Below are 24,328 nucleotides of genomic sequence, written 5' to 3'. Positions count from 1 at the left end.
GATGACTCTCGTCGCGGGCATCGACTCGTCCACGCAGAGCTGCAAGGTCGTCGTGCGCGATCTCGCCACCGGCGAGATCGCGCGCACGGGCCGCGCATCGCACCCCGACGGCTCCGAGGTCGACCCCCGGCACTGGTGGGACGCGCTGCAGTCGGCGATCGCCGACGCCGGCGGGCTCTCCGACGTCGACGCGGTGTCGATCGCGGGGCAGCAGCACGGCATGGTCGCGCTCGACGCGCGCGGCGAGGTCATCCGCCCCGCCCTCCTCTGGAACGACACGCGCTCGGCCGATGCCGCGGCCGCGCTCACCGCGGAGGTCGGCGCCGAGGCCTTCGCGGAGCGCGCGGGGCTCGTCCCCGTGGCCTCCTTCACCGCGACGAAGCTGCGGTGGCTGGCGGATCATGAGCCGGAGAACGCCGCGCGCGTCGCGGCCGTCGCGCTCCCGCACGACTGGCTCACCTGGCGCCTGCGCGGCTTCGGACCGGACGGCGAGCGCGGCCCCGTGCTCGAGGAGCTCGTGACCGATCGCTCCGACGCGAGCGGCACGGCCTACTTCGACCCGTCGCGCGACGTCTACGACCGCGACCTGCTTGCACGCGCTCTGCGCCGCGACGCCGACGCGATCGTGCTCCCCCGCGTCCTCGCTCCCGCCGAGCACGTCGACGGCCCCGGCTTCGTCGTGGCGCCCGGTGCCGGCGACAACGCGGGCGCGGCGCTCGGCCTCGATGCCCGTGCGGGCGACATCGGGATCTCGATCGGCACGAGCGGCACCGTGTTCGCCGTGACGGATGTCGCGGTGCAGGACCGGACGGGAACGGTCGCCGGGTTCGCGGATGCCGCAGGCGGCTTCCTGCCGATCGTCACGACCCTGAACGCGGCGCGCGTCCTCGACGCGACCGCGGCTCTTCTCGGCGCGGACCACGCTGAGCTCGCGCGGCTCGCCCTCGCCGCCGAGCCGGGAGCGGGCGGGCTCGTGCTGCAGCCGTGGTTCGAGGGCGAGCGGACTCCCAACCTGCCCGATGCGACAGCGACGCTCTTCGGAATGACCCTCGCCTCGACGACCCGCGAGAACCTCGCCAGGGCCGCGATCGAGGGCGTGCTGTGCGGGCTCGCGGAGGGCCTCGACGCGATCCGCGCCCACGGCGTCGCCGCCGAGCGCGTGCTCCTCGTGGGCGGAGCGGCGCAGAGCGCGGCCGTCCAGGCGATCGCGGCGCAGGTCTTCGATGCTCCCGTCGTCGTGCCCGAGCCGGGAGAGTACGTCGCGCTCGGCGCGGCGGCCCAGGCCGCGTGGGCGCTCACCGGCACGCGCCCGGAGTGGCCGCTGCAGATCGCCGCGACCCTCCCCGTCGACACGCGACCGGTCATCCGCGAGCAGTACGCCGCGCGCCGCTGACCCGGACGCAGAGGAGGGCCGCCGCCGGCAGTCGCCGGCGGCGGCCCTCCTCTTTCGGGATCAGCGACCGGCGCGGAACGCGAACTCCCACGTCGACTCGACCTCGGGAGCGAGGGCGAACCACGCGTCGGGCACCGCGACGATCTCGACGGCGCCCTTCGCGCGATGGAAGCCGGGCGCGACCTCGGCGCCGTCGACGTAGTACGCGACGCCGTGCGCATCGGGGATCTCGTAGCCGTCGCGGCCGCGGCCCGCCTCGTCGACGAAGATCGGCGCCGGCGCGACGACCTCGCTCGTGTAGACGGGCACGTCGCCCCAGTCGATGTCGGAGGCGAGGCGGTAGCCCGTGTAGCTCGGCTGGTTGTACGCCGTGTTCTGCCGCGCCACCTCCGCACGGTACTGGGGCTCGTGCATGAGGGTGGTGAGCTTGCGGTCCGTCACCTCGGTGGAGAGGTGGATCCGGATCTCGGAGCTGTCCGCCGAGCGCACGAGGAGCTCCTCGCGCCAGTCGCCGAAGACGTCGGCGACGAGGGCGGGGTTGCCCTTCGTGCCGTTGTTCGAGCGCGTCCCCTCGGCCTCGAGAAGCACCTCGCCCGAGCCGTCGACGATCCGCACGTCCTCGTCGCCATAGCCCTCGACGATCTGCGTCGTCATGTCGGCCGCCCAGCGGATGGACTGGTTGGTGCCCAGCCCCTCGACCGGCGTGCCGGAACCGGGCGGCATCGACGCCCAGAACTCGAGCCCCGGCTGGTCGGGATCGACGTCGCCGACCATGCCGCGTCCCGTGTCGCGACCGGAGTACTCCCCCTCGAGCACCTCGCCGGTCGCGGCGTCGCGGAGCGCCCATCCGTAGGGTGCCCAGACGCCGCCCTCGTGCACCGTGAAGATCTCGAGGCCGCTGCGCTCGGGGAGGATGTCGGTCACGTGCATCGCGTCGCCGTGCCCGAGCCGCGCCGTCGTCCCTGGCGCCGCGCTTCCCTCGGGCATCTCGGCGAACGAGCTGTAGAGCAGCGACCCGTCGTCGTCGATCGTCGCCGACCCGTACACGATCTCCTGCCTGCCGTCGCCGTCGACGTCGGCCGCCGAGAGCGAGTGGAATCCCTGGGTCGTGAGCGTGCCGAACTCGGGGTCCGTGCCGTCCACGCCGTGCGGCGAGGCGTTGAACGGGTTGGCCATGGGCGCGTGCCCGCTGTCGACGTACCAGCGCTCCGAGAGGCTCTCGCCGTCCCAGTCGTAGGCGACGAGCGTGGAGCGCGTGTAGTAGCCGCGGGCGAAGATCGCGGAGGGGTGCGCGCCGTCGAGGTACGCGACACCCGCGAGGAAGCGGTCGTTGCGGTTGCCCGGCTCGATCCGCGCCATGGCATAGTCGCCCCAGAGCAGGCCGTCGTCGCCGCGGCCCGGCTTGTAGTCCACCGTCTCGAGCTCGGCGCCGGTCAGCCCGTCGAACACCGTGAGGTACTCGGGGCCCGTCAGCACGAAGCCCTCGAACTTCCGCAGCTGGTTCCGCGCGGACCGCGACGGCGCATAGACGTCGATGAAGTGGTCGACGAGCGCGGTCGCGTCGGCCTCCGAGAGGGGGTAGTCGTAGCGCGGTTCGATCCCGAAGGCCTCCTCGAGCGTCGCGGGCCACTGACCGGACACGACCTCGTCGCGCTCGCTCCATCCGCGGAACATCTCCACGAGGTGCGCGCGGTAGTCCGCCGCCGACATCCGGTAGTCGTCCGCGTCCGTCACGCCGGCGGCCGCGTCATCGGCCGGGATCGTGACGTAGGTCGTCTGCCCCTGCGCGGTCACGCTCGTGCCCGGCGCGGTCTTCATCATGATCTCGGAGCGGCCGTCGCCGTCGAAGTCGTAGACCATGAACTGCGTGTAGTGCGCACCCGAGCGGATGTTCACGCCGAGGTCGATGCGGTGCAACAGGGTGCCATCGGCCTCGTAGGTGTCGATGTACGTGTTCCCCGTGTAGCCGACCTGCGAGACGTCCTTGGCGTTCGACGGATACCACTTCACGACGTACTCGTAATCGCCGTCGCCGTCCATGTCCCCCACCGACATGTCGTTCGCCGAGTAGGTGTACGCCTCGCCCGCGGGCGTCACGCCGTCAGCCGGCTTCTGCAGCGGCAGCGTCGCGGAGGCGCCGTTCCACGGTGCGGTGCTGCCGCTCGCCTCGAGCTCGACGCCGTTCACGATGGGAGCCACGCGGTAGGCGGAGGACGCCGTGCCCTCGGGATCGAGGAGGTTCGTGCTGTCCGTCACCGTCGCGATCCGCTCGCCGTCGCGGTAGACGGCGAAGTCCGGTCCGGTCATCCCCGCCTCTCCTGCGCCCGAGGTCTCCTCGGCGAGGAGGCGCCAGCTGAGGAAGACGCCGTCGTCGGTGCGCGCGGCGACGAGGCCGCGGTCGAGCCGCTCGAGCTGCGGCACGGGCGGCTCTCGATCGTCGGCGTGCGCCGCGATGCCGGGCATCGCGGCGACCAGTGCTGCGGCCAGCGCGCCGACGCCGGCGCGCGCGGCCCAGCGGGCGGATGGTCGGGTCATGTCGGACTCCTCATCGTCGTCGATGGATGTGAAACGTTTCAGATTTAAGAGAAAACGCTTTCCGCACATCAGACCGTAGCGGCGTGCGCGCCATCCGACAACCCCTCACCACCCGGGTGATGGGCACCCGGCGCGACGCACAGCCGACGCGGCTACGCTCGGAGGAGTCCCATCCGCCCCATCTGAGGAGCCGCCGTGCCCGAGACCCACGATGACGGCCGGGTCGCCGTCTACCTCGACTTCGACAACATCGTGATGTCGTGGTACGACCGGGTCCACGGGCGCAACTCCTACAGCCGAGACCGCGCACGGATCGCCGAGAACCCGCAGGATCCCGAGATCGCCGACCAGCTGTCCCGCGCGATGGTCGACGTGGGCGCGGTCATCGACTACTCGGCGTCGTACGGAACGCTCGTGCTCACGCGCGCCTACGCCGACTGGTCGTCGCCCGTGAACGCCATCTACCGCCAGCAGCTCGTCGCGCGCGCGGTCGACCTCGTGCAGCTCTTCCCCGCCGCCGCGTACGCGAAGAACGGCGCGGACATCCGCCTCGCGGTCGACGCCGTCGAGGACATGTTCCGCCTCCCCGACCTCACGCACGTCGTGATCGTCGCGGGCGACTCCGACTACGTGCCGCTCGCGCAGCGCTGCCGGCGCCTCGGCCGCTACGTCGTCGGCGTGGGCGTCGCGGGCTCCACCGCGAAGTCCCTCGCCGCGGCGTGCGACGAGTTCGAGCCCTACGACTCGCTCCCCGGCGTGCAGCTGCCCGCGAAGCCCGCCGCCAAGGCGAAGACCGATGACAGGGGCGAGGCCGCCGACAAGGCGGAGGGCGCGAAGGACGCGACGAAGGCCGCCGGGGCCGAGGCGAAGGATGACGCCGAGCCGAAGGCGAAGCCGCGCACGCGCCGGGCGTCGAAGTCCAAGCCCGCCGAGGAGCCGGAGACGTTCCTCGCCTTCGATGAGACGCCGCCGGAGGACCTGCACGCGGCCGCGTCGCGCCTGCTGGAGCGGGCGCTGCGCGTCGGCCAGGGCAAGGGCGATGACGCGGGATGGCTGCACAGCTCGGCCGTGAAGCAGCACATCCGCCGCATGGACCCCTCGTTCAGCGAGAAGGCCCTCGGATACCGCTCGTTCTCCGACTTCCTCAAGTCGCGCGAGGACCTCGCGGAGCTCGAGGAGACGGGCCACGAGCGCCTCGTGCGGCTCAAGGCGTGATCGCCGACCTCTCCCCGATCGTCTGGGCGGCGCTCGCGATCGGCGCGCTCGTCGTCGGCCTGTCCAAGACCGCCGTGCCGGGCGGCGCGACGCTCTCGGTCGCCCTGTTCGCCGCGGTCCTGCCCGCCAAGGAGTCGACCGGAGCCCTGCTCATCCTCCTCATCGTGGGCGACATGTTCGCGCTGCTGTCGTACCGGCGGCACGCGGACTGGAAGGTCATCGTCCGGATGGCGCCCGCGGTCGTGCTCGGTCTCGTCGCAGGCTGGGCGTTCCTCGCCCTCGCCGACGACGCCTGGGTGCGGCGCGTCATCGGCGTCCTCCTGCTGCTCGTCGTCGCCGTGACGCTGTGGCGCCGATGGCTCCAGGCCCGGTCTGAGGCCGAGCCGGGAGCGCGGTCGGGCGCGGTCGCCGCGGCGACCTACGGCGCGCTCGGCGGATTCACGACCATGGTGGCGAACGCGGCGGGCCCCGTGATGTCGATGTACTTCCTCGCGGCGAAGTTCCCCGTGAAGGCGTTCCTCGGCACATCCGCCTGGTTCTTCGCGATCGTGAACATCGCGAAGCTGCCGTTCTCCGTCGGGCTCGGCATCATCACGCCCGGCTCGCTCCTGCTCGACCTCGTCCTCGTGCCGGCCGTCATCGTCGGAGCTCTCGTCGGCCGCCGCGTCGCGTCGCGGATGGACCAGCGCGTGTTCGATCGGCTCGTCATCGCCCTGACGATCGCGGGCGCGGTGTACCTGCTCGTCTGAGGCCGCGGCGGAGAATCGAAGCGCTTCGCCGGTTTCCGGCTAGAATCCGACGAGGAGTTCGCCGGGGCCGCCGCCCCCGAGGAGAGGCCGATCCGCGATGAAGCTCGACCCCGAAGGCAGGGCCCTGAGCGGCCTCTCGACGTTCCTCACGTTCGTCGGGCTCAACGTCGCGTACCTCGTGGCCTGCCTTCCCGTCGTGACGATCGGCGCCGCGACCTCCGCTCTCTTCGAGGTCGCGATGCGGTACTCGGACGACGAGCAGGGCCGCCCCCTCGCGGACTTCTTCCCGGCGCTCGCACGCGACGCCGCCCGCGGCACGGTCGTGCTCCTCGTCTTCGGCGTCCCGACCGCTGCGCTGGTCTTCAGCGGCGTGTTCTGGATGGCCCTCGGCAGCGTGCTCGGCTCGGTCGCGGGCATGCTCTCGTTCCTCGGCGCCGTGTGGCTCTTCGCGGCCTTCCTCTACGGCTGCGCGCTCGTGGCGCGCTATGCGCAGCCCCTGCGCCAGACCCTGCGCAGCGCACTCCTCCTCCCGGCGGCGGAGCCCGCGCGCACCCTTCTCCTCCTCGCCCTCCCCGCGGGCTGCGCGAGCCTGGCCTTCGTGCTCCCGCCGTTCTGGATCATCCTGCTCACCATCGGGTTCTCCGTAGGCGCCTACGCAGCGGCCTTCGCGTTCCGCAGCGCCTTCGCACGGCACGACTGAGCGCCCTCGCCCAGCGCCGGAGGGGCCGGTCCCGCGCCATGCGCGGGACCGGCCCCTCCGGCGCGAGACGGTCAGCCGAACTGCTCGGCCACCGCGACGCGCGCGTCGTTCTGCGCCTCGGCCTTCTCCATGTCGAAGGCGAGCACCTTGTCGTAGCCGAGCCCCTCGACCGTGGTCTGCAGGTCGTCGAGCAGGGCGTCGAACTCCGCGTCGTCGCGGGCGAAGACCATCTGCCATGAGTACTGCACGATCTGCGCCTTGATCTGGTTGCGGAGCGTCTCGATCTCCGACGTGTCCGGGGGCGACGTGTACCCGCCGCCGGGGGCGACGAGGATCTGGTCGTGCGTCTCGAGGAAGTCCATCGTGGAGGTCGCGCCGTCCATGTGCGACGACCAGTCCTCGGTGAACGGGTTCGACTGGGTCTCCTGGAAGCTCGGCCAGAACGTGTAGCTGTACGGGAAGCCGGTGTCCGGGTCGACGTCGGCGGGGAGCACGACCGTGACGTTGAGCGCCGACACGCCGTCTCGGTAGGTGCCGCCGCCCCATTCCTCCGGAACAGCGGCCTCCCCGGTCAGGAGCGCCTCCATGCCGAACTCGGTGAGCTCGGGCTCGCCGTCCGCCCCGACCTCCCAGGTCAGGCCCTGCGGTCCGGCCGCGGCGCCCGTCTGGCTGCCGTTCACGTACGCGCCCTCTGTCGAGTAGAGCCAGTCGATGAAGGCCGCGATGCGCTCCGGATCCTCGGCGTCCGCGCCGATCGCGAGCACCTGCTTGCCGCCGTAGATCTCGGCGCCGTACGAGAAGATCTGCTGGTCCTGCATGTTCACCATGCCGAAGCCCTTGCCCTCGGCGGTGTTCTCCGGCGTGTTGAAGGCCGACTGGCCGAGCCACGGCCAGAACGAGAACAGCACCTGCCCGTTCTGGTACTTCGTGAACATCGTGTCGTAGTTCTGCGTGGTCGACTCGGGGTCGACCAGGCCGAGCTCGTTGGCCTCGTGGAAGAAGCGCAGCGAGCGCACGTACGCGGAGTCGTCGTCGATGATGCTCTGGTAGTCGGACCCGTCGGCCTTCGCCAGCGCGAAGCCCATCTCGTCGTACCCGTAGAACGTCGCCGGCTGCTTGGCGTTGTTCATGAAGTTGCCGTCCCAGTCCTTGAAGAGGGACAGCCCGTAGACGGGCTGCCCGTTCTCGGCGGTCGGATGCGCGGCCTGCATGTCGGCGAGGATCGGGAGGAGGTCCTCGAGCGTGCCGACCTCGGGGTAGCCGAGCTCCGCGTAGTAGTCCCACCGGACGTAGGGGCCGAAGGTCGGCTCGAGCCCCTCCGACGACTCCGTCGGAGGGATCGAGGAGACGCTCGTCGGGAAGGCGTAGACGCCGTCCTTCCCCTCGTTGAGCTTGTCGACCGCGGCGTCGAACCGGGGCGCGTGCTCCATCCGGTCGTAGTACCCGCCCGCGTCGAGCACAAGCCCGCCCTCGATGAGCTCGTCGAGCTTCTCCCCCTTGTCCGTGATGATGAGGTCGCCGAGATCGCCCGCCGAGACGCGGGTGTTGTAGAGCGTGTCGCCTCCGCCCGCGACGTTGGGGGCGATGATGTTGAGCTCCATGTTGAACTTGTCCTTGACGATCTTCGCGAACCATCCGCTCTGCACGCCCATGTAGTTCGCGAGGCCGTCGAAGACGTCGATCGTGATCGTCTCCTCCCAGGCCTCGGGGAAGCTCCCGCTGCCCGAGTCCTGCGCATCGGACGGCTGCTCGCCCGTGATGAGGGAGCAGCCCGCGAGCGACGCGACCGCGAGGGATCCGACCGCGACTCCCGCGGCCAGTCTGGTGAGCTTCATTGCCTGTCCTTTCCTCTGAGCCCGGCCGTCAGCCCTTGACGGCGCCGAGCATGATGCCCTTGACGAAGAACCGCTGGAAGAGCGGGTAGATGAAGATGATCGGGAGCACGACGATCACCGAGATGGTCATGCGGATCGAGGTCGCCGTCTGCGTCGTCGCGGCACCCGCGATCGCGCTGAGGTCGCCGCCCGCGTTCTGCGCCGCCTGGGCGAGCGACGACGCCTGATTGAGGAACATGTACAGCTGGTACTGCAGCGTGTACAGGCTCTGGTCGGTGATGTAGATCAGGGTGTCCTGGAACATGTTCCACTGGGCGACGGCGGAGAAGATGGCGACGGTCGCGAGGATCGGGGTCATGTTCTGGAGGTAGACCCGGAAGAACACCTGCAGGATGTTCGCGCCGTCGACCTCCGCCGCCTCCTGCAGCGAGCGCGGCATCGACTCGACGTAGGTCTTGACGAGGATGATGTTGAACGGCTGGACGACGAACGGCAGGACGTAGACCCAGAAGTTGTTCGTGAGCCCCAGCGCCTTGACGATGATGAAGACCGGGATGAGTCCCGCGCTGAAGTACATCGTCACGACCGTGAACCGGTACCAGAAGCTGCGGCCCCACATCCGCTCCTGCGTGAACATGAAGCCGAGGAAGGCCGACGCGAGCACGGTCGCCGCCGTGCCGAGTACCGTGCGCGCGACGGTGACCGCCGCGGAGGTCGCGAGTCCCTTGAGCTGGAAGATCTCGGCGTAGTTCTCCAGGTGGAACCCGACGGGGAAGAGCCGCACATCGCCCAGAGCCGAGGCGTCGTTCGCACTGACCGAGTTGATGATGAGGTAGTAGAAGGGGTACGCGCAGAGGATCGCGAGCACCGTGAACATCGCGTAGTTCAGGATGTGGAACGCGAGGTCGCCGGCCGACCTGCTGCCGGTGCGGGGCGCGCGTCGATCGGGCGCGAGGCCGGGCGCGACGAGTGCGGATGTCTCGGTGACGGTCATGTTCGCTGCCTCAGATGATCGACGAGCCGCGCGTGCGCTTGGCGATGGCGTTGACGGTGAAGAGCAGGACCACGGAGATCAGGCTCTTGAGCATGCCGACGGCGGTCGCCATCGACAGGTTGTTGCCGGTCAGGCCGATGTTGTAGACGTACAGGTCGAGCACCTCGATGTGCTCCTTGTTGAAGGCGTTCTGGAACACGAAGTACTGCTCCATGCCGTTGTTGAGCAGGTTCGCGATCGAGAGCATGAGCAGGACGATGTAGGTCGGCATGAGCTGCGGCACCGTGATGTGCCACATCGTCTGGAAGCGGCCGGCGCCGTCGAGCTTGGCGGACTCGTAGAGGGAGGGGTCGATGCCCGCGATGGCCGCGAGGTAGATGATCGCGCCCCATCCGAGTCCCTTCCAGAGACTCCAGAGCGTCATCGTGATCCAGACGCCCTCGCCGCCCGAGTCGAGGAACTTCATGGGCGCCGTGATGAGGCCGGAGTCGACGAGGACGTCGTTCACGAGCCCCGTGCTCGAGAACAGGGAGAACGCGATCATGTACACGAGCACCCACGAGATGAAGTTCGGCATGGTCGTGAGCGTCTGCACGGAGTTGCGGAACCACGGCGCCTTGATCTCGTTGAGGAAGATCGCGAACGCGACGGGGAGGACCGAGGTCGCGATCCCGAGGAAGCTCATCGCGAGCGTGTTGGTGAGCACCTGCCCGATCTGCGCGATCTGCGCGGGCGAGTTGAACATGAGCTCGAACCACTGCAGGCCGACGAACTCGCTCCCGGCGAGCCCGAGCGCCGGCCGGTAGTCGTACAGGGAGTAGATCCACCCGTACAGCGGGAAGTACGAGAACAGGAAGATCAGCACCATGAACGGCACGATGCACAGGAACATCCCGAACGACGTGCGCCGACCGCGCCGCCGCGCCCGCGACCGCCCGCGCGGCCCGCCGGCACCTGCGGCGAGAGACGCGGTCTCCGGAGCCGCGCTTCCGACCTCCGTGAGCACGCTCATCGCGCGCCTCCTCTGCACCGGCTCATCTCACTCCTTCGTGTGACCCGCGACGTGCCCTCTTCCGAGGAACAGTCGAATCGCTTCGATAAAGCTACGCAGAGACGTCGCGGGCGTCAAGGGCAAATGTGGCGAGCGCACACGATAGGCGCGATCAAGCCCGGAATCACGCGGGACTCACGGCGCGAGGCGACATCGCCGCCCTGGCTCGATCGACCGTCAGTTGTCGAAGCGCTCCGCGAAACCCGTCCGAGGCGGGTCGCGGCGGGCTGCGGAGCGCGGTCAGGCGCTCGCGATGAGATCCACCATCCGGTCCTCGAAGCCCGGCTCGACCTCGAGCACGACCCGATGGCGCGCGCCGTCGACCTCGGGCCATCCGCGCCACATGCCGCGCAGATCGGCCACCGTGCGACCGCGGCTCGGACCGTGCGTCGTGTCGACCTCGACGTGCACGACGGGCGCGCCGACGGTCGACACGAGCCCGCACCCGACCGCGACCGCGAGCGCGTCGTGGTTCGCCGAGGTGCGCTCGCCGGTCACCTGCGCGTAGTACCCGAAGTAGTGGTCGAGGATGTCTGCCGCGTAGCGCCCGGCGCGGCCGCCCGCGGCGAGGCGCGCGCGATGCTCCTCGGTGAGGAGCGTGCGCATCGTGACGTCGAGGCCCACCATCGTGACGGGCCACGCGGCGTCGAACACGCGCTGGGCCGCCTCGGGATCGTGCCAGATGTTCGCCTCGGCCCCCGGGGTGACGTTGCCGGGGACGAACGACGCGCCGCCCATGATCGTCACGGCGCGCACGCGGGACGGAAGATCGGGATCCGCGTCCAGGGCGAGCGCGAGGTTCGTGAGCGGCCCGACCGCGACGATCTCGAGCTCGTGCGCGTGCTCGCGGCTGAGCCGCAGCAGCAGATCGACCGCGCTCTCGCGCGCGAGGACCGGCGCGAAATCGAGGTCCGCCCTGCCGCCCTGCCCATCGGCACCGTGGACCGCCGTCGAGAACTCCGGCGCCGTCCCGTCATACGGACCGGCGGCCCCCGCGGCAACCGGGACGTCGGAGCGCCCCGCGATGTCGAGCACGTACGCGGTGTTCCGCGCGGCCTGCGCGACATCGATGTTGCCCCAGGTCGCCGTGCACGCGAGCAGCTCGATCTCGGGCGCCCGGCACGCCGTGAGGATGGCCAGGGCGTCGTCGATGCCGGTGTCGACGTCGAGCACGATCTTGGTCGTCACCGCTCGAGCCTACCCGGCGCGTCCGCCCCGCCTCGCGCGCGCGGCTGCCGCCAGCAGGCCGAGCGCGTCGACCGTGGTCTCCCAGGACAGGCATGCATCCGTGACGCTCTGACCGTAGACGAGCCCGGCGGGTCCGCGGGCGACGTCCAGCGGCTGCGCGCCCGCGACGAGATTGCTCTCGAGCATGACACCCGCGATCGCGCCGCCCGCGGCGACCTGCTCGGCGATCTCGCCGGCCACCGCGAACTGCCGCACGTGGTCCTTCCCGCTGTTCCCGTGGCTCGCGTCGACGACGAGACGCGGCGCGAGACCGGCAGCTGCGAGGCGCGAGGCCGCGGCCTGCACGTGCTCGGGGCCGTGGTTCGGGCCGTCCGCCCCTCCGCGCAGGATCACCGAGGTGTCGGGGTTGCCGGTCGTCGCGACGAGACTCGCGCGGCCGTCAGCGCCGATTCCGAGGAACGCCTGCGGTGCGGCCGCCGCCCGGGCCGCGTCGATCGCAACCTGGATGCCGCCGTCCATCCCGTTCTTGAACCCGATCGGCATGGACAGGCCGGAGGCGAGCTGTCGGTGGATCTGACTCTCGGTCGTGCGCGCGCCGATCGCTCCCCACGTGACGAGGTCGGCGATGTACTGCGGGCTGATCGGCTCGAGGAACTCGGTCGCGCAGGGCAGACCGAGCGCGGTGACGTCGCGGAGGAAGCGGCGGGCGAGACGCAGTCCGGTCGCGATGTCATGGCTTCCGTCGAGGTGCGGATCGTTGATGAGGCCCTTCCAGCCGACCGTCGTGCGGGGCTTCTCGAAGTAGGTCCGCATGACGACGAGGAGATCCTCGTCGTGGCGCCGGGCCTCCTCCGCGAGCCGTGCGGCGTAGTCGAGCCCCGCGGCCGGGTCGTGGATCGAGCACGGGCCGACGACGACGAGCAGGCGAGGATCGTCTCCGGTCATCACCGAGCGGACGGCCTCGCGCGCGGCGCCGACGAAGGGGGCGCTGTCGGCGCCGGGCAGCTCTGCGGCGATCTCAGCGGGGCTCGGGAGGGTCGTGAACGAGGCGACGTGGATGTCGGATGCGGCCTCGATGGTGTCCATGGCAGGTCCTGTCCCTGGTCGGGGCGGACCCTCTTGCGCAGAGCCCGCCGATACGGCGAAGGGCAGAGCGATCGCTCTGCCCTGTCGGCTCTGGAGGTGTCGGCACGCTACATCCGCGACGGCCCCTCCGGAGCCGACTCGTCATACGCATACCAACGGGTTGTCATGCCGCCACTCTAGTGCACGGAGGGCGGGCGGGTCGCCCCGTCCGCCCTCCGATCTCTCACGCGGCTGCCGGAGCCATCCGCTCCGCACGGACGACGAGACCGTCGTCGATCGCATCGACCGTGACCGAGCCGCCGTCCGCGAGCTCCCCCGTCACGAGCAGATCCGCGATGCGGTCGTCCACCTCGCGCTGGATGAGACGGCGCAGCGGCCGAGCGCCGAACTCGGGCTCGTAGCCGTTGCGGGCGAGCCACGCCACCGCGGCATCGGTCGCCTCGAGGGCGATATCGCGCGCGGCCAGCCGCGCGCGGGTCGCCCCCAGCAGCAGGTGCACGATCTGCGCGAGCTGCTGCTCGTCGAGCTTGCGGAAGAGCACGATCTCGTCGATGCGGTTGAGGAACTCGGGGCGCATCGACTCGCGCAGCCGCCCCATCACGCGGTCGCGCAGATCCTTCTCGTCGAACTCGCGCCCCGCGGCCGAGAAGCCGATCGCGCCCGAGCGCGAGGTCAGGAACTCCGAGCCGAGGTTCGAGGTCATCACGACGACCGTGTTGCGGAAGTCGACGGTGCGCCCCTGCCCGTCGGTGAGCCGCCCGTCGTCGAGCACCTGCAGGAGCAGGTTGAACACGTCGGGGTGCGCCTTCTCGATCTCGTCGAAGAGCACGATCGAGTACGGGTTGCGCCGCACGCGCTCCGTGAGCTGACCGGCCTCGTCGTATCCGACGTATCCCGGAGGGGCCCCGACGAGGCGCGAGACGGTGTGCCGCTCGCCGAACTCGCTCATGTCGAAGCGCACCACGGCGCTCTCGTCGTCGAACAGGCTCGCCGCGAGCGCCTTCGCCAGCTCGGTCTTCCCGACGCCGGTCGGCCCGAGGAAGAGGAACGACCCGACCGGGCGGCGGGCGTCGCCCATGCCCGTGCGACTGCGGCGGACGGCCTTGGCGACCGCCGTCACCGCATCGTCCTGGCCGATCACGCGGGCGTGCAGCTCCTCCTCGAGACCGGCGAGACGCTCGCGCTCGCTCTCGGTGAGGCGGTTCACGGGGATCCCGGTGGCGCGGCTGATGACGGCCGCGATCTCAGGCTCGTCGACGATCGCGCGGCCGGCTCCGTCGGCCGAGGTGGCATCGGCGAGGCGCGCCTGCACGGTCGCGATCTCGTCGCGGATGCGGGAGGCCTCCTCGTAGTGCTCGGCCGACACCGCGGCGTTCTTCTCCGCCTCGAGCTCGGCGAGACGCGCGACGAGCTCCTGCGTGTCGACGGGAGCGCCCAGACGCAGCCGCACGCGGGCGCCGGCCTGGTCGATGAGGTCGATCGCCTTGTCCGGCAGCACGCGGTCGGACAGATAGCGGTCGCTCAGCTCGACGGCCGCCCGCAGCGCGTCGTCGGTGTAGGTGACACGGTGGTGCTCCTCGTACGCCGGGCGGAGCCCCTCGAGGATCGCGATCGCGTCCGCGGGCGACGGCTCGCCGACCCGCACGGGCTGGAAGCGGCGCTCGAGCGCGGCGTCCTTCTCGATCTTGCGGTACTCGGAGAGCGTCGTCGCGCCGACGAGGTGCAGGTCTCCGCGAGCGAGACGCGGCTTGAGGATGTTGCCCGCGTCCATGGCTCCCTCTCCCCCGCCGCCGGCGCCCACGAGGGTGTGGATCTCGTCGATGAAGAGGATGAGCTCGCCCTTCTGCGCGGCGACCTCCTCCATCGTCTTCGTCAGGCGCTCCTCGAAGTCGCCGCGGTAGCGCGTGCCCGCGAGCATCGCGGGGAGGTCGAGTGCGACGACCCGGCGGTTCCGCAGCTGCTCCGGAACGGCTCCCGCGACGATGGCGGACGCGAGGCCCTCGACGACGGCGGTCTTGCCGACGCCGGCCTCGCCCACGAGCACGGGGTTGTTCTTCGTCCGGCGCGAGAGGATCTCGATCGTCTGCTCGATCTCGTCGGCGCGGCCGATGACCGGGTCGAGCGCGCCGTCCCGCGCGAGCGCCGTGAGGTCGGTGCCGTACTTCTCGAGCATCGATCCGCCCGCGGTCCGCCCTGCACCCTGCTCGGGCGCGGCCTGCGGGTCCACGCTCTCGCGCGCGCCCTGGGTGAGGGCCTCCGCGGTCACGCCCGAGCGTGCGAGGATCTGCCCGGCGGGCGTGTCCTGTGCGAGCACGAGGGCGAAGAAGAGGTGCTCGGGGTCCACATAGGTCGAGCCAGACGAGCGCGCGACCTGGAACGCGTGGAACAGCGCCCGCTGCACGGCCGCCGTCACCGCGGCGGCGTCGACGTGGGCCGAGGCACCCTCGCGCGGAAGGCGCTCCTCGGCCTCCCGTGCGATCGCCTCGGGGTCTCCGCCGACGCGCGAGATCGCGTCGGCGACGGTCGGGTCGCCGACGAGCACGTGGAGGACGTGCAGCGCGTCGAGCTCGAGCTGCCCGCGACCGAGGGCGTAGCGCCCCGCCCGCTGCAGGAGTTCCTGCGTGCGCGAGCTGAGGAAGCGGCTGAGATCGATCGAGCGGCTCGCGCGAGCACGCTCGCCCTGCAGATAGCGCGCGAGGAACTCGTCGAACGAGCTCGGCCCATCCTGGGGGAAGTTGTTCTCGGGCATGTCCCGGCATCTCCTTGAAAGTTGCGTCGTTCCCTATCAAGTATGGAACTTGAGTCGGAGTCTATCAAGATCAACGCGATCCCGTGCGCGCTATTCCCGCCCGCAAGAATCTGTCGAGCGACTTGCACAATCGAACGACTATCGATAGATTTCCGCTGTGATTCAACGAACGGAGCGACCGTGAGCAGAGCGACGATCCTCATCCTGCGCGTCGTCATCGCCCTCGCCCTTGCGGGCTCGGTCGTCGTGCAGGCGTTCCTCCTCCCGCTGATCTGGGTCGACCTCGAGGGCGTGGAGACCGCATCGCGGGTCGCCTTCGTGGTCATCCTCGGGCTCGGCGTCGCGACGATGCAGGTCTTCGGGGTGTGCGTGTGGCAGCTCCTCACCAGGGTCCGGCGCGGCTCGATCTTCTCGGAGTCGTCCTTCCGCTACGTCGACGTCATCATCGGGGCGATCGCCGCGGCCGCCCTGCTCGCCTTCGCGCTCGCGATCCTCCTCGCCCCGGGCAGCGCGGCCCCGGGTCTCGTCGGCCTCGTCTGCGGTGCGTCGCTCGTCCTCGGAGGGATGGCGCTGCTCGTCGTCGTCATGAAGGCGCTGCTGCGGCAGGCGATCGCGCGCGAGCACGAGGCGCAGGCCCTGCGGGACGAGCTCGGCGAGGTGATCTGAGTGCCGATCATCGTGGACATCGACGTCATGCTCGCCCGCCGGAAGATGTCCGTCGGCGCGCTCGCCGAGCGGATCGGCATCACCCCCACCAACCTCGCCGTGCTCAAGAACGGACGCGCCAAGGCCGTCCGCTTCGCCACGCTCGACGCGCTGTGCGAGGCGCTCGAGTGCCAGCCGGGCGATCTGCTCCGCTGGGAGCCCGAGGAGTGAGCCCGCGGCGCACGGCGTTTGCTTTCATGGACGCATGAGCGAGTTCTGGGCGGGCGTGCGCACGCTGCTGGAGGGGTTCGGCTGGTGGCGGCGAGATCCGCGCGTGATGGCGGCCGCGCTCATCCCCGCCGCGATCGTCGGCGCGGCGATGGCAGCCGCGCTCATCACCCTCGGAGCGCTCCTTCCCGCGATCGCCGAGGGCCTCACCCCCTGGGCGGAGGACTGGGCCGCGATCTGGACCATCCTCGTGCGCGTGCTCATCGGCGCCGCCGTGCTCGCGGGTGGACTCGTGGTGGCGGTGACGACGTTCACCGCCCTCACCCTGCTCGTGGGCGAGCCCTTCTACGACCGGGTCTGGCGCTCGGTCGAGGCCGCGCGCACGGGCTCCGTTCCCGAGAGCGCGTACGGCTTCTGGCGATCGGTCGCAGACAGCGCGTCGCTCATCGCCCGCGGGCTCGCGATCGCCGTCGCGAGCGTCGCGCTCGGGTTCGTCCCGGTGGTCGGCGCACCGCTCGCCGCCGTCGTCGGAGCCGCGCTCTCCGGCTGGGTGCTCTCCGACGAGCTCACGGCCCGTGCGCTGTCTGCGCGAGGCATCGGGGCGCAGGAGCGACGGGCCCTGCGGCGCGGCTCCCGCGCACGGGTCGCGGGATTCGGGATGGCGACGCACGTGTGCCTGCTCGTGCCCCTGGGCGCGATCGTCGCGATGCCGGCCGCCGTCGCCGGCAGCACGCTCCTCGCGCACACGCTCCTCGAGCGGCGCTCCGCTCAGTCGTCGAGCGCGCGGGGCTGAGCCCGCCCGGCATCGCGGGCGGCGAAGAGCAGGACGGCGAGCACGATCGCGGCCGGGACCGCGAGGCCGACCGCGACGGCGACGTGCGCGTACTCCCCCGTCGCGGCGCCGATCGCGACCGCGATGATGAGCAGCTGCACGACGATCGCGCCGGATCGTCCCCAGGACAGACCCCGTGCGATGCCGCGCGCGAAGGCGCCCACGGCGAGGGCGCCGACGAGCGTGAGCAGGAGGAGGGCGATCGCGCTGGGCATCGAGGCGACATCCGCCGAGCCGAGGGCGAGCACCTGCCAGCCGGCGAGGGCGAGCACGCCCACCGCCTCGAGTCCGACGAGCACGGCAGCCGTCCGTGCGGTCGCGCTGGTGGCCATGGCTCTCCTCGCTCCCCGTGCCTCACACCGCACGCACGATCAGGGAACGGACAGAAAAAACCCTTGCCCGAGAACCTCGCGTGTATGACAATTGTTAACGGTGTGTTTCCCACAGCGTGGTGGGGCGGAACCTGCACAGGTCCGTCGCACATCCAGCGTAATCCACCCGTTTTGCCACGCTGTGCTTTCCCTGAGAAACCCCACCCCGCAAGGAGCATTCCTATGGACTGGCGCGACAAGGCCGCCTGCCTCACCGTCGACCCCGAGCTGTTCTTCCCCGTCGGGAACACCGGCCCCGCGATCGACCAGATCGAGAAGGCGAAGTCCGTCTGCGCTCGCTGCACGGTCACCGAGATCTGCCTGCAGTACGCCCTCGAGACCGGCCAGGACTCGGGCGTCTGGGGCGGGCTCAGCGAGGACGAGCGCCGCGCGCTCAAGCGCCGCGCCGCTCGTGCCCGTCGCGCCAGCTGACCTGAGGCACCGTCGCGCGAGCTGACCGCAAGCGCCGTCATCTGAAGAAGCCCCGCCTCGGCGGGGCTTCTTCATGTCCGGGTCAGCTGCGGATCCACCTCAGGGGAACCGCGATCGTGACCTCGGTCCCGCCGTGGAAAGCCGTGTCCGGCGCGTCGATCGTCGACCAGTCGATCGTCCCGGAGAGCTCTCCCTGGATGAGCGTGCGGACGATCTGCGTGCCGAGGCCGCGGCCGACCTGGCCATCGGGCAGACCGCTGCCGGTATCGCGCACGCGCACCTCGAGGCGGGTGTCGTCGCGGTCGGCGACGATCTCGACCTCGCCCTCGCGCCCCGCGAGGCCGTGCTCCACGGCGTTCGTGACGACCTCGGTGAGCGCGAGCGCGAGCGGCGTCGCGTACTCGCTGGGGAGCGTTCCGAATCGGCCCTTCGTGCGCGTGTGCGCGACCGTGTTCTGCGCGGCCGCCACCTCCGCGACGAGGCGCAGCACGCGCGCGAACACCTCGTCGAAGTCGACGTTCTGCGCGAGCCCCTCCGACAGCGTGTCGTGCACGACGGCGATCGCGGCGACCCGCTGCATGGCCTGAAGCAGCGACTCGCGCGCCTCCTCCGAGGTCGTGCGCCGTGCCTGGATCCGCAGCAGCGAGGCGACCGTCTGCAGGTTGTTCTTGACGCGGTGGTGGATCTCGCGGATCGTCGCGTCCTTCGTGATGAGCTCCTGCTCCTGGCTGCGCAGCTCGCTCACGTCGCGGCACAGGACGATCGCGCCCGTGCGGTGGCCGTGGTCCTTGAGCGGGATCGCGCGCAGCGACACGGTCACGCCGCGCGCCTCGATGTCGCTGCGCCATGGCGCACGGCCCGAGACGAGGATCGGCAGGCGCTCGTCGGTGTCATGAGACGCCGGCAGGATCTGGCTCGTCACGTCGGCGAGGTTCTCGCCCTCGAGCTCCTCCGCGAAGCCGATGCGGTTGAACGCCGACAGGGCGTTCGGGCTCGCGAACGTGACGATGCCGTCGACGTCGAGGCGGATGAGCCCGTCGGCGGCGCGCGGAGCGCCCCTGCGCGGCCCGGTCGGCGCCGAGAGGTCGGGGAAGTCGCCGGTCGCGATCATCCGGAAGAGATCGTCGGCGCAGTCGTTGAAGGTGATCTGCTGGCGCGACGGCGTGCGCACGTCGCCGAGGTTCGTGTGGCGCGTGAGCACGCCGATCGCGCGGAGGCCGTCGTCCTCGCGGATCGCGATCGGCACGGCGCGCACGCGTGTGGGCGTCTCCTCGAACCACTCGGGCGAGGACGAGTCGACGATCTGCGCGGTCTGGAACGCCTCGCGGACCTGCGCCTGCCACTGCGGTCGGACGCGTCCTCCGACGATGTCGCGATAGAAGAGCGTCGCGGCGCCGCCCGGGCGCGTGTGCGCGACCGCGATGTAGGAGTCGTCCGACGTGGGCACCCAGAAGACGATGTCCGCCGAGGCCAGATCGGCGAGCAGCTGCCCGTCGCCGGCGAGACGGTGCAGCCATTCGATATCCGATTCGCTCGAACGGCCCTGGGCGGAGACGAGATCGCTGAGGGTCGACACGCGTCGAGTCTATGCCGACCGCACGCCGTCCTCCCCGCGTCCGCGCGCTCGCCGCGCCGGGCGCGCGATGCGGCGACCCCGCTCCCGCCCGAGCGGGATGAGCGCCGCCTCCTCGTCGCCGCGGCGTCCGTCGACGCGCGCGACGAGACGGCGGACGGCCTGAGCCAGGGCCGAGCGCGGCATGACCTCTCCGACGGGGCGCGCCGCGAGGAGGGCGGCGTCGGCCGCGCGAGGATCGAGCGGCAGGAACGACACGTCGTCGACCCCGCCGAATCGCTCGAGCGTGCGCCGGACCTGGCCGCGGGCGTCGATGCCGAGCGGGCCCGGGCGCAGGCGGTTGACGGCGACGACGACCGGGGTCGCGCCGACGATCGCGCGCAGCTCCGCATATCCGCGGAGGAACCGCGCGATCCCGATCGGGTCCGCCGCGGCGACCGCGACCACGACGTCTGCCGACGAGAGGGCCGCGAGCGTCGCGGCGTTGCGGCGGGGCCCGTCGAGGTCGCTCATGATCTCCTCGTCGGACTCGAGCGACGCCGCCGTGTCGACGACCGTGACGTCGGCCCATCCGCGGCACGCCTCGAGAGCCGACGCCACGCGCCGCTCCGACAGCTCGGGCCACCGTGCTGCCCGGTTCAGCCCGGGCAGGACGTCGACGATGCCGTCGGCGCCGCCCACGGGCAGGCTCAGGCGCGTGAGCTCCGCGGCGTCGAGCCCGCCGAGCTCCGCCTGACGGCAGGCGGCCGCGAACCCGGGCCCCTCGTCGGCGAGCCCGAGGGCGATGGCGACCGCGGGCGCGTGCGTGTCCGCGTCGACCAGCGCGACGTGGCCGCGCGTGCGCGCGGTCTCGACGGCGAGCTCGATGGCGACCGTCGTCCGTCCCGGCGCGCCGTGCGCGCCCCACACGGCCACCACCCGCCCGCGCTCCGCGCCGACGGCGCGCACCGCCAGGGATCCGCTCCGGATGGCCTCGGCCACGCGCCAGCCCTCCACCGCGAGGGGCAGCGGATCGGCGAGGCCGAACGCGCGGGCGAGGCGCGCCTCGCCCGCGCGTTCGCCCAGGGCGACGATCCGGACGCCGTGCCGATCGCAGGCGCCCACCACGCCGTGCGTGAGCGCCGCGCGGGACACCGGCAGGACGAGCGCCTCGGCGGAGCGCAGGACGTCCCACACCTCGGCCGTCGGATCGCCGAGCGAGCGGGCGATCGTCTCGGACGGCCAGGTCGCGATGACCGAGAGGCCCTCGTCCTCGAGGGCCTCGGCGAGGGCCGACCCGCGCGGCTCGTCGAGCGCCACGACGACGTTCACGATCCGGCTCCGGACTGCGGGACGGCAGAGAGCGCGGCGCCCGAGGACACCGCCGCGAGCACGTCGGCGACGCGCGCCCGGTCGATCACGAGCTCGATCGACGCTCCTGCCGCGCCCATCACGGCGTCGTCGCGGAGCACGGCGGCGACCGTCGCGTCCGCCACGAGGATGCGCGGCTCGTCGTAGACCCCCTGCTCGAGGAGGGGCGCCGCCCAGAGCTCGACCGCCGTGCCCTCCCCGACCGACGACGGCACGTCGACGGCGCTCTCGACGACGACCGTCGTGACCGCCGCCTCGTCGGCCGGCGTCACGGCCGACGAGGGGACGAGCTCGCCGGCCTCGATCGTGCGCGTCGCGACGTACCCCTCCGCGAGCTCGTGGGGCGCGAGATAGGCGTCCTCCGCGCCGCCCAGGGCGACGTCGACGACCGCGAGATCGCCCGCGGTCACCGCCTCGCCCGGGACGATCGTCGTCTCGGCGGCGAGCACGGGCGCGGTCTGCCGGGCAGCCGACACGACCCACCAGACCCCGGCGATCGACGCGACGATGAGGGCGAGGCCGATGAAGAACCGCGCGTCGCCCCAGAACACGCGCCGGCGACGCGGAACGGGGGCGAGGGCGGCGACGTCGCGGATCGGGGTCGTCGTGGTCATGAGCCCATGCTGTCCGAATCGGCGCGACGCCTGAGAAAGTTATCCACAGGATGGCGCGTCCGGGTCCCTGGAGACCCGCCCCTGCCCATAATGGGGCCATGCCCGACAACTCCGACGTGCGCTACCTCGCGCCCGCTCAGGTCGCCGAGCTGCTGGGCATCGAGGCGGACGAGGTCGTCGAGCTCGTCCACGCCGGACGACTCCGCGGCGCGCGACTCGGCTCGCCCGCGCGCTGGCGCATCGAGCAGCTCAGCGTCGACGAGTACCTCGAGGACCAGCACGAGGAGACGCGGCGGATGGCCCTGTGGCGGGAGTCGAACGAGGCGAGCTTCCCCGAGCTCTGGGGCCGTCGGCGCCCCTGACGGCTCACGGCGCGACGACGCCGACCGCGGCCGCCACGCGCACCCAGGCGACGGCCTCGAACGACACGATGCGGAACGCCGTGACCGCGGCGGAGCGGCGGGGCGAATCGGGGTCGTGCAGCGCCAGGTCGAGGTGATCTGCGCCGACGCGGTCGATCGTGCCCGACAGCGCGCGCCCCGACGCGACGCCGATCGCCACGGCGGCCCTGCGCCGCGCGAGGTCGCGCAGAGCGAACCCGAAGGTGACCCGCTGCGCGAGGCGGCTCTCGGGCTCGGTCGGGCGGGCGCTGCGCAGGAGCTCGCCCTGCGCAGCGCCGATCGAGCGGATGGCCGGGAGCGGCACGAGCACCGCGCTCTCCGCCGCGCCGTGCGCGCGGAGCGGGCGAACGGCCATCCAGTCCGCCCCGACCGAGGTGACCGACGCCTCCAGTGACGATCCGTCGCGCAGCTCGATCGACAGGGGCGAGGCCGCCGACTGCGCGAACGCCACGAGGCGCTCGCGGAGGGCGAGGCGGGACACGCGCAGCCGCTCGGCCTCGGAGTCCAGCGCGGCCCGCTCGGCCTCCCACTCGGCCGCGAGCTGGTCCTCCAGGTCCTCGAAGAAGCGATCCCAGCGCATCTGCGAGAGCGTAGGGGAAAGCGCGCGGCCGCGTCATCCGCTCTCCACAGGCATGTATGCGGGGTTCCCGGCCGCGCGGGCGTGCTGGTTCACTCGGGCAACCCTTCTCCCCGACCGGAATGAGGCTGTCATGCCGCCGAACGCCGCGGGTGCGACCTCTCGCAGACGGTCCCACCGCACCGAGGAGGACGTCGAGGAGCTCTTCGCCCCGCAGCGCACGTCCTCCGCCGAGCTCCCCGATCCCGCGCCGCTCGTCGCGGCCCTCACCCGCGGCATCCTCGAGGCTCTCGCCGGCACCCGCGAGGTCGATCAGCTCGCGCGCTGGCTCGCCGAGGAGACGTACCTCAAGCTCGTCCAGCGCGCGAACCTGTCGCGCCGGGCGCGCAGCGCACGTCGGCTGCCGGCGCAGCGCCCCGTCTTCACGGTGCGCACCATGCGTCAGATGGCGCCGGCCGACGGCGTGGTGGAGGTCGTCGTCATCGTGGCGATGCCCGACCGCACCCGCGCGCTCGCGATGCGCCTCGAGGGTCTCGACCGCCGGTGGCGCGCCACCGACATCCGGATCCTCTGACTACCGCTGCCGGTAGGACGACAGGAAGTTCCCGAGCCGCTCGATCGCCTCGCTGAGCACACGCGCCTCGGGCAGGGTCACGACACGCAGGTGATCCGGCGTCGGCCAGTTGAACCCCGTGCCCTCGACGAGCAGGATGTGCTCCGACACGAGCAGGTCGTACACGAGCTGCTTGTCGTCGCGGATCTCGTGCACCTCGGGGTCGAGCCGCGGGAACGCGTAGAGCGCACCATCCGGGCGGACGCACGAGACGCCCGGGATGGTCGAGAGCTTCTCCCAGGCGACGTCGCGCTGCTCGTGGAGGCGCCCGGTCGGAGCGATGAGGGCGTCGATGGACTGCACGCCGGTGAGCGCGGCGAGCACGGCATGCTGTGCCGGCACGTTCGCGCACAGCCGCGTCGACGCGAGGAGCTGGATGCCCTCGAGGAATCCCTTCGCGTGCTTCTTGGGACCCGTGATGACCATCCATCCGGATCGGTACCCGGCGACGCGGTAGGTCTTGGAGAGGCCGTTGAACGTGAGGACGAGGAGGTCGGGGGCGACCGTGGCGGTCGGGATGTGCACGGCACCGTCGAAGAGGATGCGGTCGTAGATCTCGTCCGACAGGATCAGCAGGGAGTGCTCGCGCGCGATCTGCGCGATCCCCTCGAGCAGCTCGCGGCTGTACACGGCTCCCGTGGGGTTGTTCGGGTTGATGACGACGATCGCCTTGGTCTTCGAGGTCACCTTCGAGCGGATGTCCTCGAGGTCGGGCTGCCAGCCGTTCTCCTCATCGCACAGGTAGTGCACGGGGGTGCCGCCGGACAGGCTCGTCATCGCGGTCCACAGCGGGTAGTCGGGCGCGGGGATGAGCACCTCGTCGCCCTCGTCGAGGAGCGCCTGCATCGTCATCGTGATGAGCTCGGACACGCCGTTGCCGAGGTAGACGTCGTCCGGATCCACGTGCGGGAAGCCGGGGGTCTCCTCGTAGCGGCTGACGATCGCGCGACGCGCGGGCAGGATGCCGCGGCTGTCGCTGTAGCCGTGCGCATACGGGACGGCCTCGATCATGTCGCGCACGATCTGGTACGGCGCCTCGAAGCCGAAGATGGCGGGGTTGCCCGTGTTGAGCTTCAGGATCGAGTGCCCGTCCGCCTCGAGCCGCGTCGCCTCTGCCAGTGCTGCCCCGCGGATCTCGTAGAGGACGTTCTGGAGCTTCGCGGACTGGCCGAGGGGACGGAGGGAGTTCATCGCATC

23 protein-coding genes are annotated in these 24,328 nt (G+C 71.3%); 10 read left to right on the top strand and 13 right to left on the bottom strand.

Annotation, left to right across the window (positions count from 1 at the left end):
* Position 1 precedes the first annotated feature (1 nt).
* On the top strand, positions 2–1,393 hold the full coding sequence (gene xylB / locus GC092_RS05235) for a xylulokinase (protein WP_324014311.1): 1,392 nt from the start codon (positions 2–4) through the stop codon (positions 1,391–1,393).
* 60 nt (positions 1,394–1,453) lie between these two features.
* Here the strand turns inward: xylB and GC092_RS05230 are convergent, their stop codons facing one another.
* Entirely contained in the window at positions 1,454–3,928 is a 2,475-nt protein-coding gene (locus GC092_RS05230) for a rhamnogalacturonan lyase (protein ID WP_416383294.1), read from the bottom strand.
* 195 nt (positions 3,929–4,123) lie between these two features.
* On the opposite strand from GC092_RS05230, the gene GC092_RS05225 reads away from it, so the two are divergent.
* From GC092_RS05225 to GC092_RS05215, 3 genes are all read left to right on the top strand, one after another.
* Positions 4,124–5,143 (top strand): NYN domain-containing protein, encoded by a 1,020-nt coding sequence (locus GC092_RS05225; protein ID WP_324014310.1) that lies wholly within the window; start codon positions 4,124–4,126, stop codon positions 5,141–5,143.
* Positions 5,143–5,892 (top strand): sulfite exporter TauE/SafE family protein, encoded by a 750-nt coding sequence (locus GC092_RS05220; RefSeq protein WP_374727774.1) that lies wholly within the window; start codon positions 5,143–5,145, stop codon positions 5,890–5,892. Before GC092_RS05225 ends, GC092_RS05220 begins: the two co-directional genes overlap by 1 nt.
* A 97-nt stretch (positions 5,893–5,989) precedes the next feature.
* Positions 5,990–6,592, top strand: coding sequence for a DUF624 domain-containing protein (locus GC092_RS05215; RefSeq protein WP_324014309.1), 603 nt, complete (start codon positions 5,990–5,992; stop codon positions 6,590–6,592).
* A 71-nt stretch (positions 6,593–6,663) separates the two neighbouring features.
* On the opposite strand, the gene GC092_RS05210 is transcribed toward GC092_RS05215, so the two are convergent.
* From GC092_RS05210 to GC092_RS05185, 6 genes are all read right to left on the bottom strand, one after another.
* Positions 6,664–8,427 (bottom strand): type 2 periplasmic-binding domain-containing protein, encoded by a 1,764-nt coding sequence (locus tag GC092_RS05210; RefSeq protein WP_324014308.1) that lies wholly within the window; start codon positions 8,425–8,427, stop codon positions 6,664–6,666.
* A gap of 28 nt (positions 8,428–8,455) precedes the next feature.
* Entirely contained in the window at positions 8,456–9,421 is a 966-nt protein-coding gene (locus GC092_RS05205; protein ID WP_271172779.1) for a carbohydrate ABC transporter permease, read from the bottom strand.
* A gap of 10 nt (positions 9,422–9,431) precedes the next feature.
* Entirely contained in the window at positions 9,432–10,433 is a 1,002-nt protein-coding gene (locus GC092_RS05200; RefSeq protein ID WP_324014307.1) for an ABC transporter permease, read from the bottom strand.
* A gap of 279 nt (positions 10,434–10,712) precedes the next feature.
* Positions 10,713–11,660: a nucleoside hydrolase gene (locus GC092_RS05195; RefSeq protein WP_324014306.1), complete on the bottom strand. Its 948-nt coding sequence runs from the start codon at positions 11,658–11,660 to the stop codon at positions 10,713–10,715.
* Positions 11,661–11,669: 9 nt separating this feature from the next.
* A complete protein-coding gene (locus GC092_RS05190) occupies positions 11,670–12,746 on the bottom strand; it encodes a 3-deoxy-7-phosphoheptulonate synthase (RefSeq protein WP_324014305.1) in 1,077 nt (358 codons plus the stop codon).
* 223 nt (positions 12,747–12,969) lie between these two features.
* Entirely contained in the window at positions 12,970–15,495 is a 2,526-nt protein-coding gene (locus tag GC092_RS05185) for an ATP-dependent Clp protease ATP-binding subunit (protein WP_324014304.1), read from the bottom strand.
* A 180-nt stretch (positions 15,496–15,675) separates the two neighbouring features.
* Between GC092_RS05185 and GC092_RS05180 the strand changes: the two genes are divergently transcribed.
* From GC092_RS05180 to GC092_RS05170, 3 genes are read left to right on the top strand one after another with little or no spacing between them, the layout of a single operon-like run.
* Complete coding sequence (locus tag GC092_RS05180) at positions 15,676–16,161, top strand: DUF2975 domain-containing protein (RefSeq protein ID WP_324014303.1); 486 nt, start codon at positions 15,676–15,678, stop codon at positions 16,159–16,161.
* A complete protein-coding gene (locus GC092_RS05175; RefSeq protein ID WP_271172785.1) occupies positions 16,162–16,371 on the top strand; it encodes a helix-turn-helix domain-containing protein in 210 nt (69 codons plus the stop codon).
* Positions 16,372–16,405: 34 nt separating this feature from the next.
* Positions 16,406–17,161, top strand: coding sequence for an EI24 domain-containing protein (locus GC092_RS05170; RefSeq protein ID WP_324014302.1), 756 nt, complete (start codon positions 16,406–16,408; stop codon positions 17,159–17,161).
* On the opposite strand, the gene GC092_RS05165 is transcribed toward GC092_RS05170, so the two are convergent.
* Positions 17,137–17,532, bottom strand: a complete 396-nt coding sequence (locus GC092_RS05165; protein WP_271172787.1) for a histidine kinase — start codon at positions 17,530–17,532, stop codon at positions 17,137–17,139. The two genes, GC092_RS05170 and GC092_RS05165, sit on opposite strands and share 25 nt — an antisense overlap.
* A 222-nt stretch (positions 17,533–17,754) precedes the next feature.
* Between GC092_RS05165 and GC092_RS05160 the strand changes: the two genes are divergently transcribed.
* Positions 17,755–18,003, top strand: coding sequence for a WhiB family transcriptional regulator (locus tag GC092_RS05160; protein ID WP_271172788.1), 249 nt, complete (start codon positions 17,755–17,757; stop codon positions 18,001–18,003).
* An 82-nt stretch (positions 18,004–18,085) separates the two neighbouring features.
* Here the strand turns inward: GC092_RS05160 and GC092_RS05155 are convergent, their stop codons facing one another.
* From GC092_RS05155 to GC092_RS05145, 3 genes are read right to left on the bottom strand one after another with little or no spacing between them, the layout of a single operon-like run.
* A complete protein-coding gene (locus GC092_RS05155; protein ID WP_271172789.1) occupies positions 18,086–19,579 on the bottom strand; it encodes a sensor histidine kinase in 1,494 nt (497 codons plus the stop codon).
* A gap of 9 nt (positions 19,580–19,588) precedes the next feature.
* Positions 19,589–20,887, bottom strand: coding sequence for a CpaE/TadZ family protein (locus GC092_RS05150; RefSeq protein ID WP_324014301.1), 1,299 nt, complete (start codon positions 20,885–20,887; stop codon positions 19,589–19,591).
* Complete coding sequence (locus GC092_RS05145) at positions 20,884–21,540, bottom strand: SAF domain-containing protein (protein ID WP_324014300.1); 657 nt, start codon at positions 21,538–21,540, stop codon at positions 20,884–20,886. Before GC092_RS05145 ends, GC092_RS05150 begins: the two co-directional genes overlap by 4 nt.
* A gap of 98 nt (positions 21,541–21,638) precedes the next feature.
* Here GC092_RS05145 and GC092_RS05140 point away from each other — a divergent pair, with 98 nt between their 5' ends.
* On the top strand, positions 21,639–21,902 hold the full coding sequence (locus tag GC092_RS05140) for a helix-turn-helix domain-containing protein (RefSeq protein ID WP_271172792.1): 264 nt from the start codon (positions 21,639–21,641) through the stop codon (positions 21,900–21,902).
* A gap of 4 nt (positions 21,903–21,906) precedes the next feature.
* Here GC092_RS05140 and GC092_RS05135 read toward each other — a convergent pair whose 3' ends face one another.
* On the bottom strand, positions 21,907–22,521 hold the full coding sequence (locus tag GC092_RS05135) for a hypothetical protein (RefSeq protein ID WP_324014299.1): 615 nt from the start codon (positions 22,519–22,521) through the stop codon (positions 21,907–21,909).
* A 130-nt stretch (positions 22,522–22,651) separates the two neighbouring features.
* Here GC092_RS05135 and GC092_RS05130 point away from each other — a divergent pair, with 130 nt between their 5' ends.
* Positions 22,652–23,092, top strand: a complete 441-nt coding sequence (locus GC092_RS05130; RefSeq protein WP_324014298.1) for an Rv3235 family protein — start codon at positions 22,652–22,654, stop codon at positions 23,090–23,092.
* Here GC092_RS05130 and GC092_RS05125 read toward each other — a convergent pair whose 3' ends face one another.
* A complete protein-coding gene (locus GC092_RS05125; RefSeq protein ID WP_271172795.1) occupies positions 23,093–24,322 on the bottom strand; it encodes a pyridoxal phosphate-dependent aminotransferase in 1,230 nt (409 codons plus the stop codon). It abuts the gene before it with no gap.
* Positions 24,323–24,328: the final 6 nt, after the last annotated feature.

It is taken from the genome of Microbacterium sp. JZ37 (assembly GCF_035188445.1).
GTDB lineage: Bacteria > Actinomycetota > Actinomycetes > Actinomycetales > Microbacteriaceae > Microbacterium > Microbacterium barkeri.
This window is presented reverse-complemented; position numbering and strand designations above follow the sequence as displayed.

Coding starts and splice junctions, on each gene's coding strand:
- GC092_RS05140 (WP_271172792.1), top strand. CDS start 21,639: ATGCCCGACAACTCCGACGTGCGCTACCTCGCGCCCGCTCAGGTCGCC.
- GC092_RS05185 (WP_324014304.1), bottom strand. CDS start 15,495: ATGCCCGAGAACAACTTCCCCCAGGATGGGCCGAGCTCGTTCGACGAG.
- GC092_RS05145 (WP_324014300.1), bottom strand. CDS start 21,540: ATGACCACGACGACCCCGATCCGCGACGTCGCCGCCCTCGCCCCCGTT.
- GC092_RS05200 (WP_324014307.1), bottom strand. CDS start 10,433: ATGAGCGTGCTCACGGAGGTCGGAAGCGCGGCTCCGGAGACCGCGTCT.
- xylB (WP_324014311.1), top strand. CDS start 2: ATGACTCTCGTCGCGGGCATCGACTCGTCCACGCAGAGCTGCAAGGTC.
- GC092_RS05160 (WP_271172788.1), top strand. CDS start 17,755: ATGGACTGGCGCGACAAGGCCGCCTGCCTCACCGTCGACCCCGAGCTG.
- GC092_RS05190 (WP_324014305.1), bottom strand. CDS start 12,746: ATGGACACCATCGAGGCCGCATCCGACATCCACGTCGCCTCGTTCACG.
- GC092_RS05205 (WP_271172779.1), bottom strand. CDS start 9,421: ATGACCGTCACCGAGACATCCGCACTCGTCGCGCCCGGCCTCGCGCCC.
- GC092_RS05135 (WP_324014299.1), bottom strand. CDS start 22,521: ATGCGCTGGGATCGCTTCTTCGAGGACCTGGAGGACCAGCTCGCGGCC.
- GC092_RS05165 (WP_271172787.1), bottom strand. CDS start 17,532: ATGGCCACCAGCGCGACCGCACGGACGGCTGCCGTGCTCGTCGGACTC.
- GC092_RS05170 (WP_324014302.1), top strand. CDS start 16,406: ATGAGCGAGTTCTGGGCGGGCGTGCGCACGCTGCTGGAGGGGTTCGGC.
- GC092_RS05125 (WP_271172795.1), bottom strand. CDS start 24,322: ATGAACTCCCTCCGTCCCCTCGGCCAGTCCGCGAAGCTCCAGAACGTC.
- GC092_RS05130 (WP_324014298.1), top strand. CDS start 22,652: ATGCCGCCGAACGCCGCGGGTGCGACCTCTCGCAGACGGTCCCACCGC.
- GC092_RS05210 (WP_324014308.1), bottom strand. CDS start 8,427: ATGAAGCTCACCAGACTGGCCGCGGGAGTCGCGGTCGGATCCCTCGCG.
- GC092_RS05215 (WP_324014309.1), top strand. CDS start 5,990: ATGAAGCTCGACCCCGAAGGCAGGGCCCTGAGCGGCCTCTCGACGTTC.
- GC092_RS05230 (WP_416383294.1), bottom strand. CDS start 3,928: ATGACCCGACCATCCGCCCGCTGGGCCGCGCGCGCCGGCGTCGGCGCG.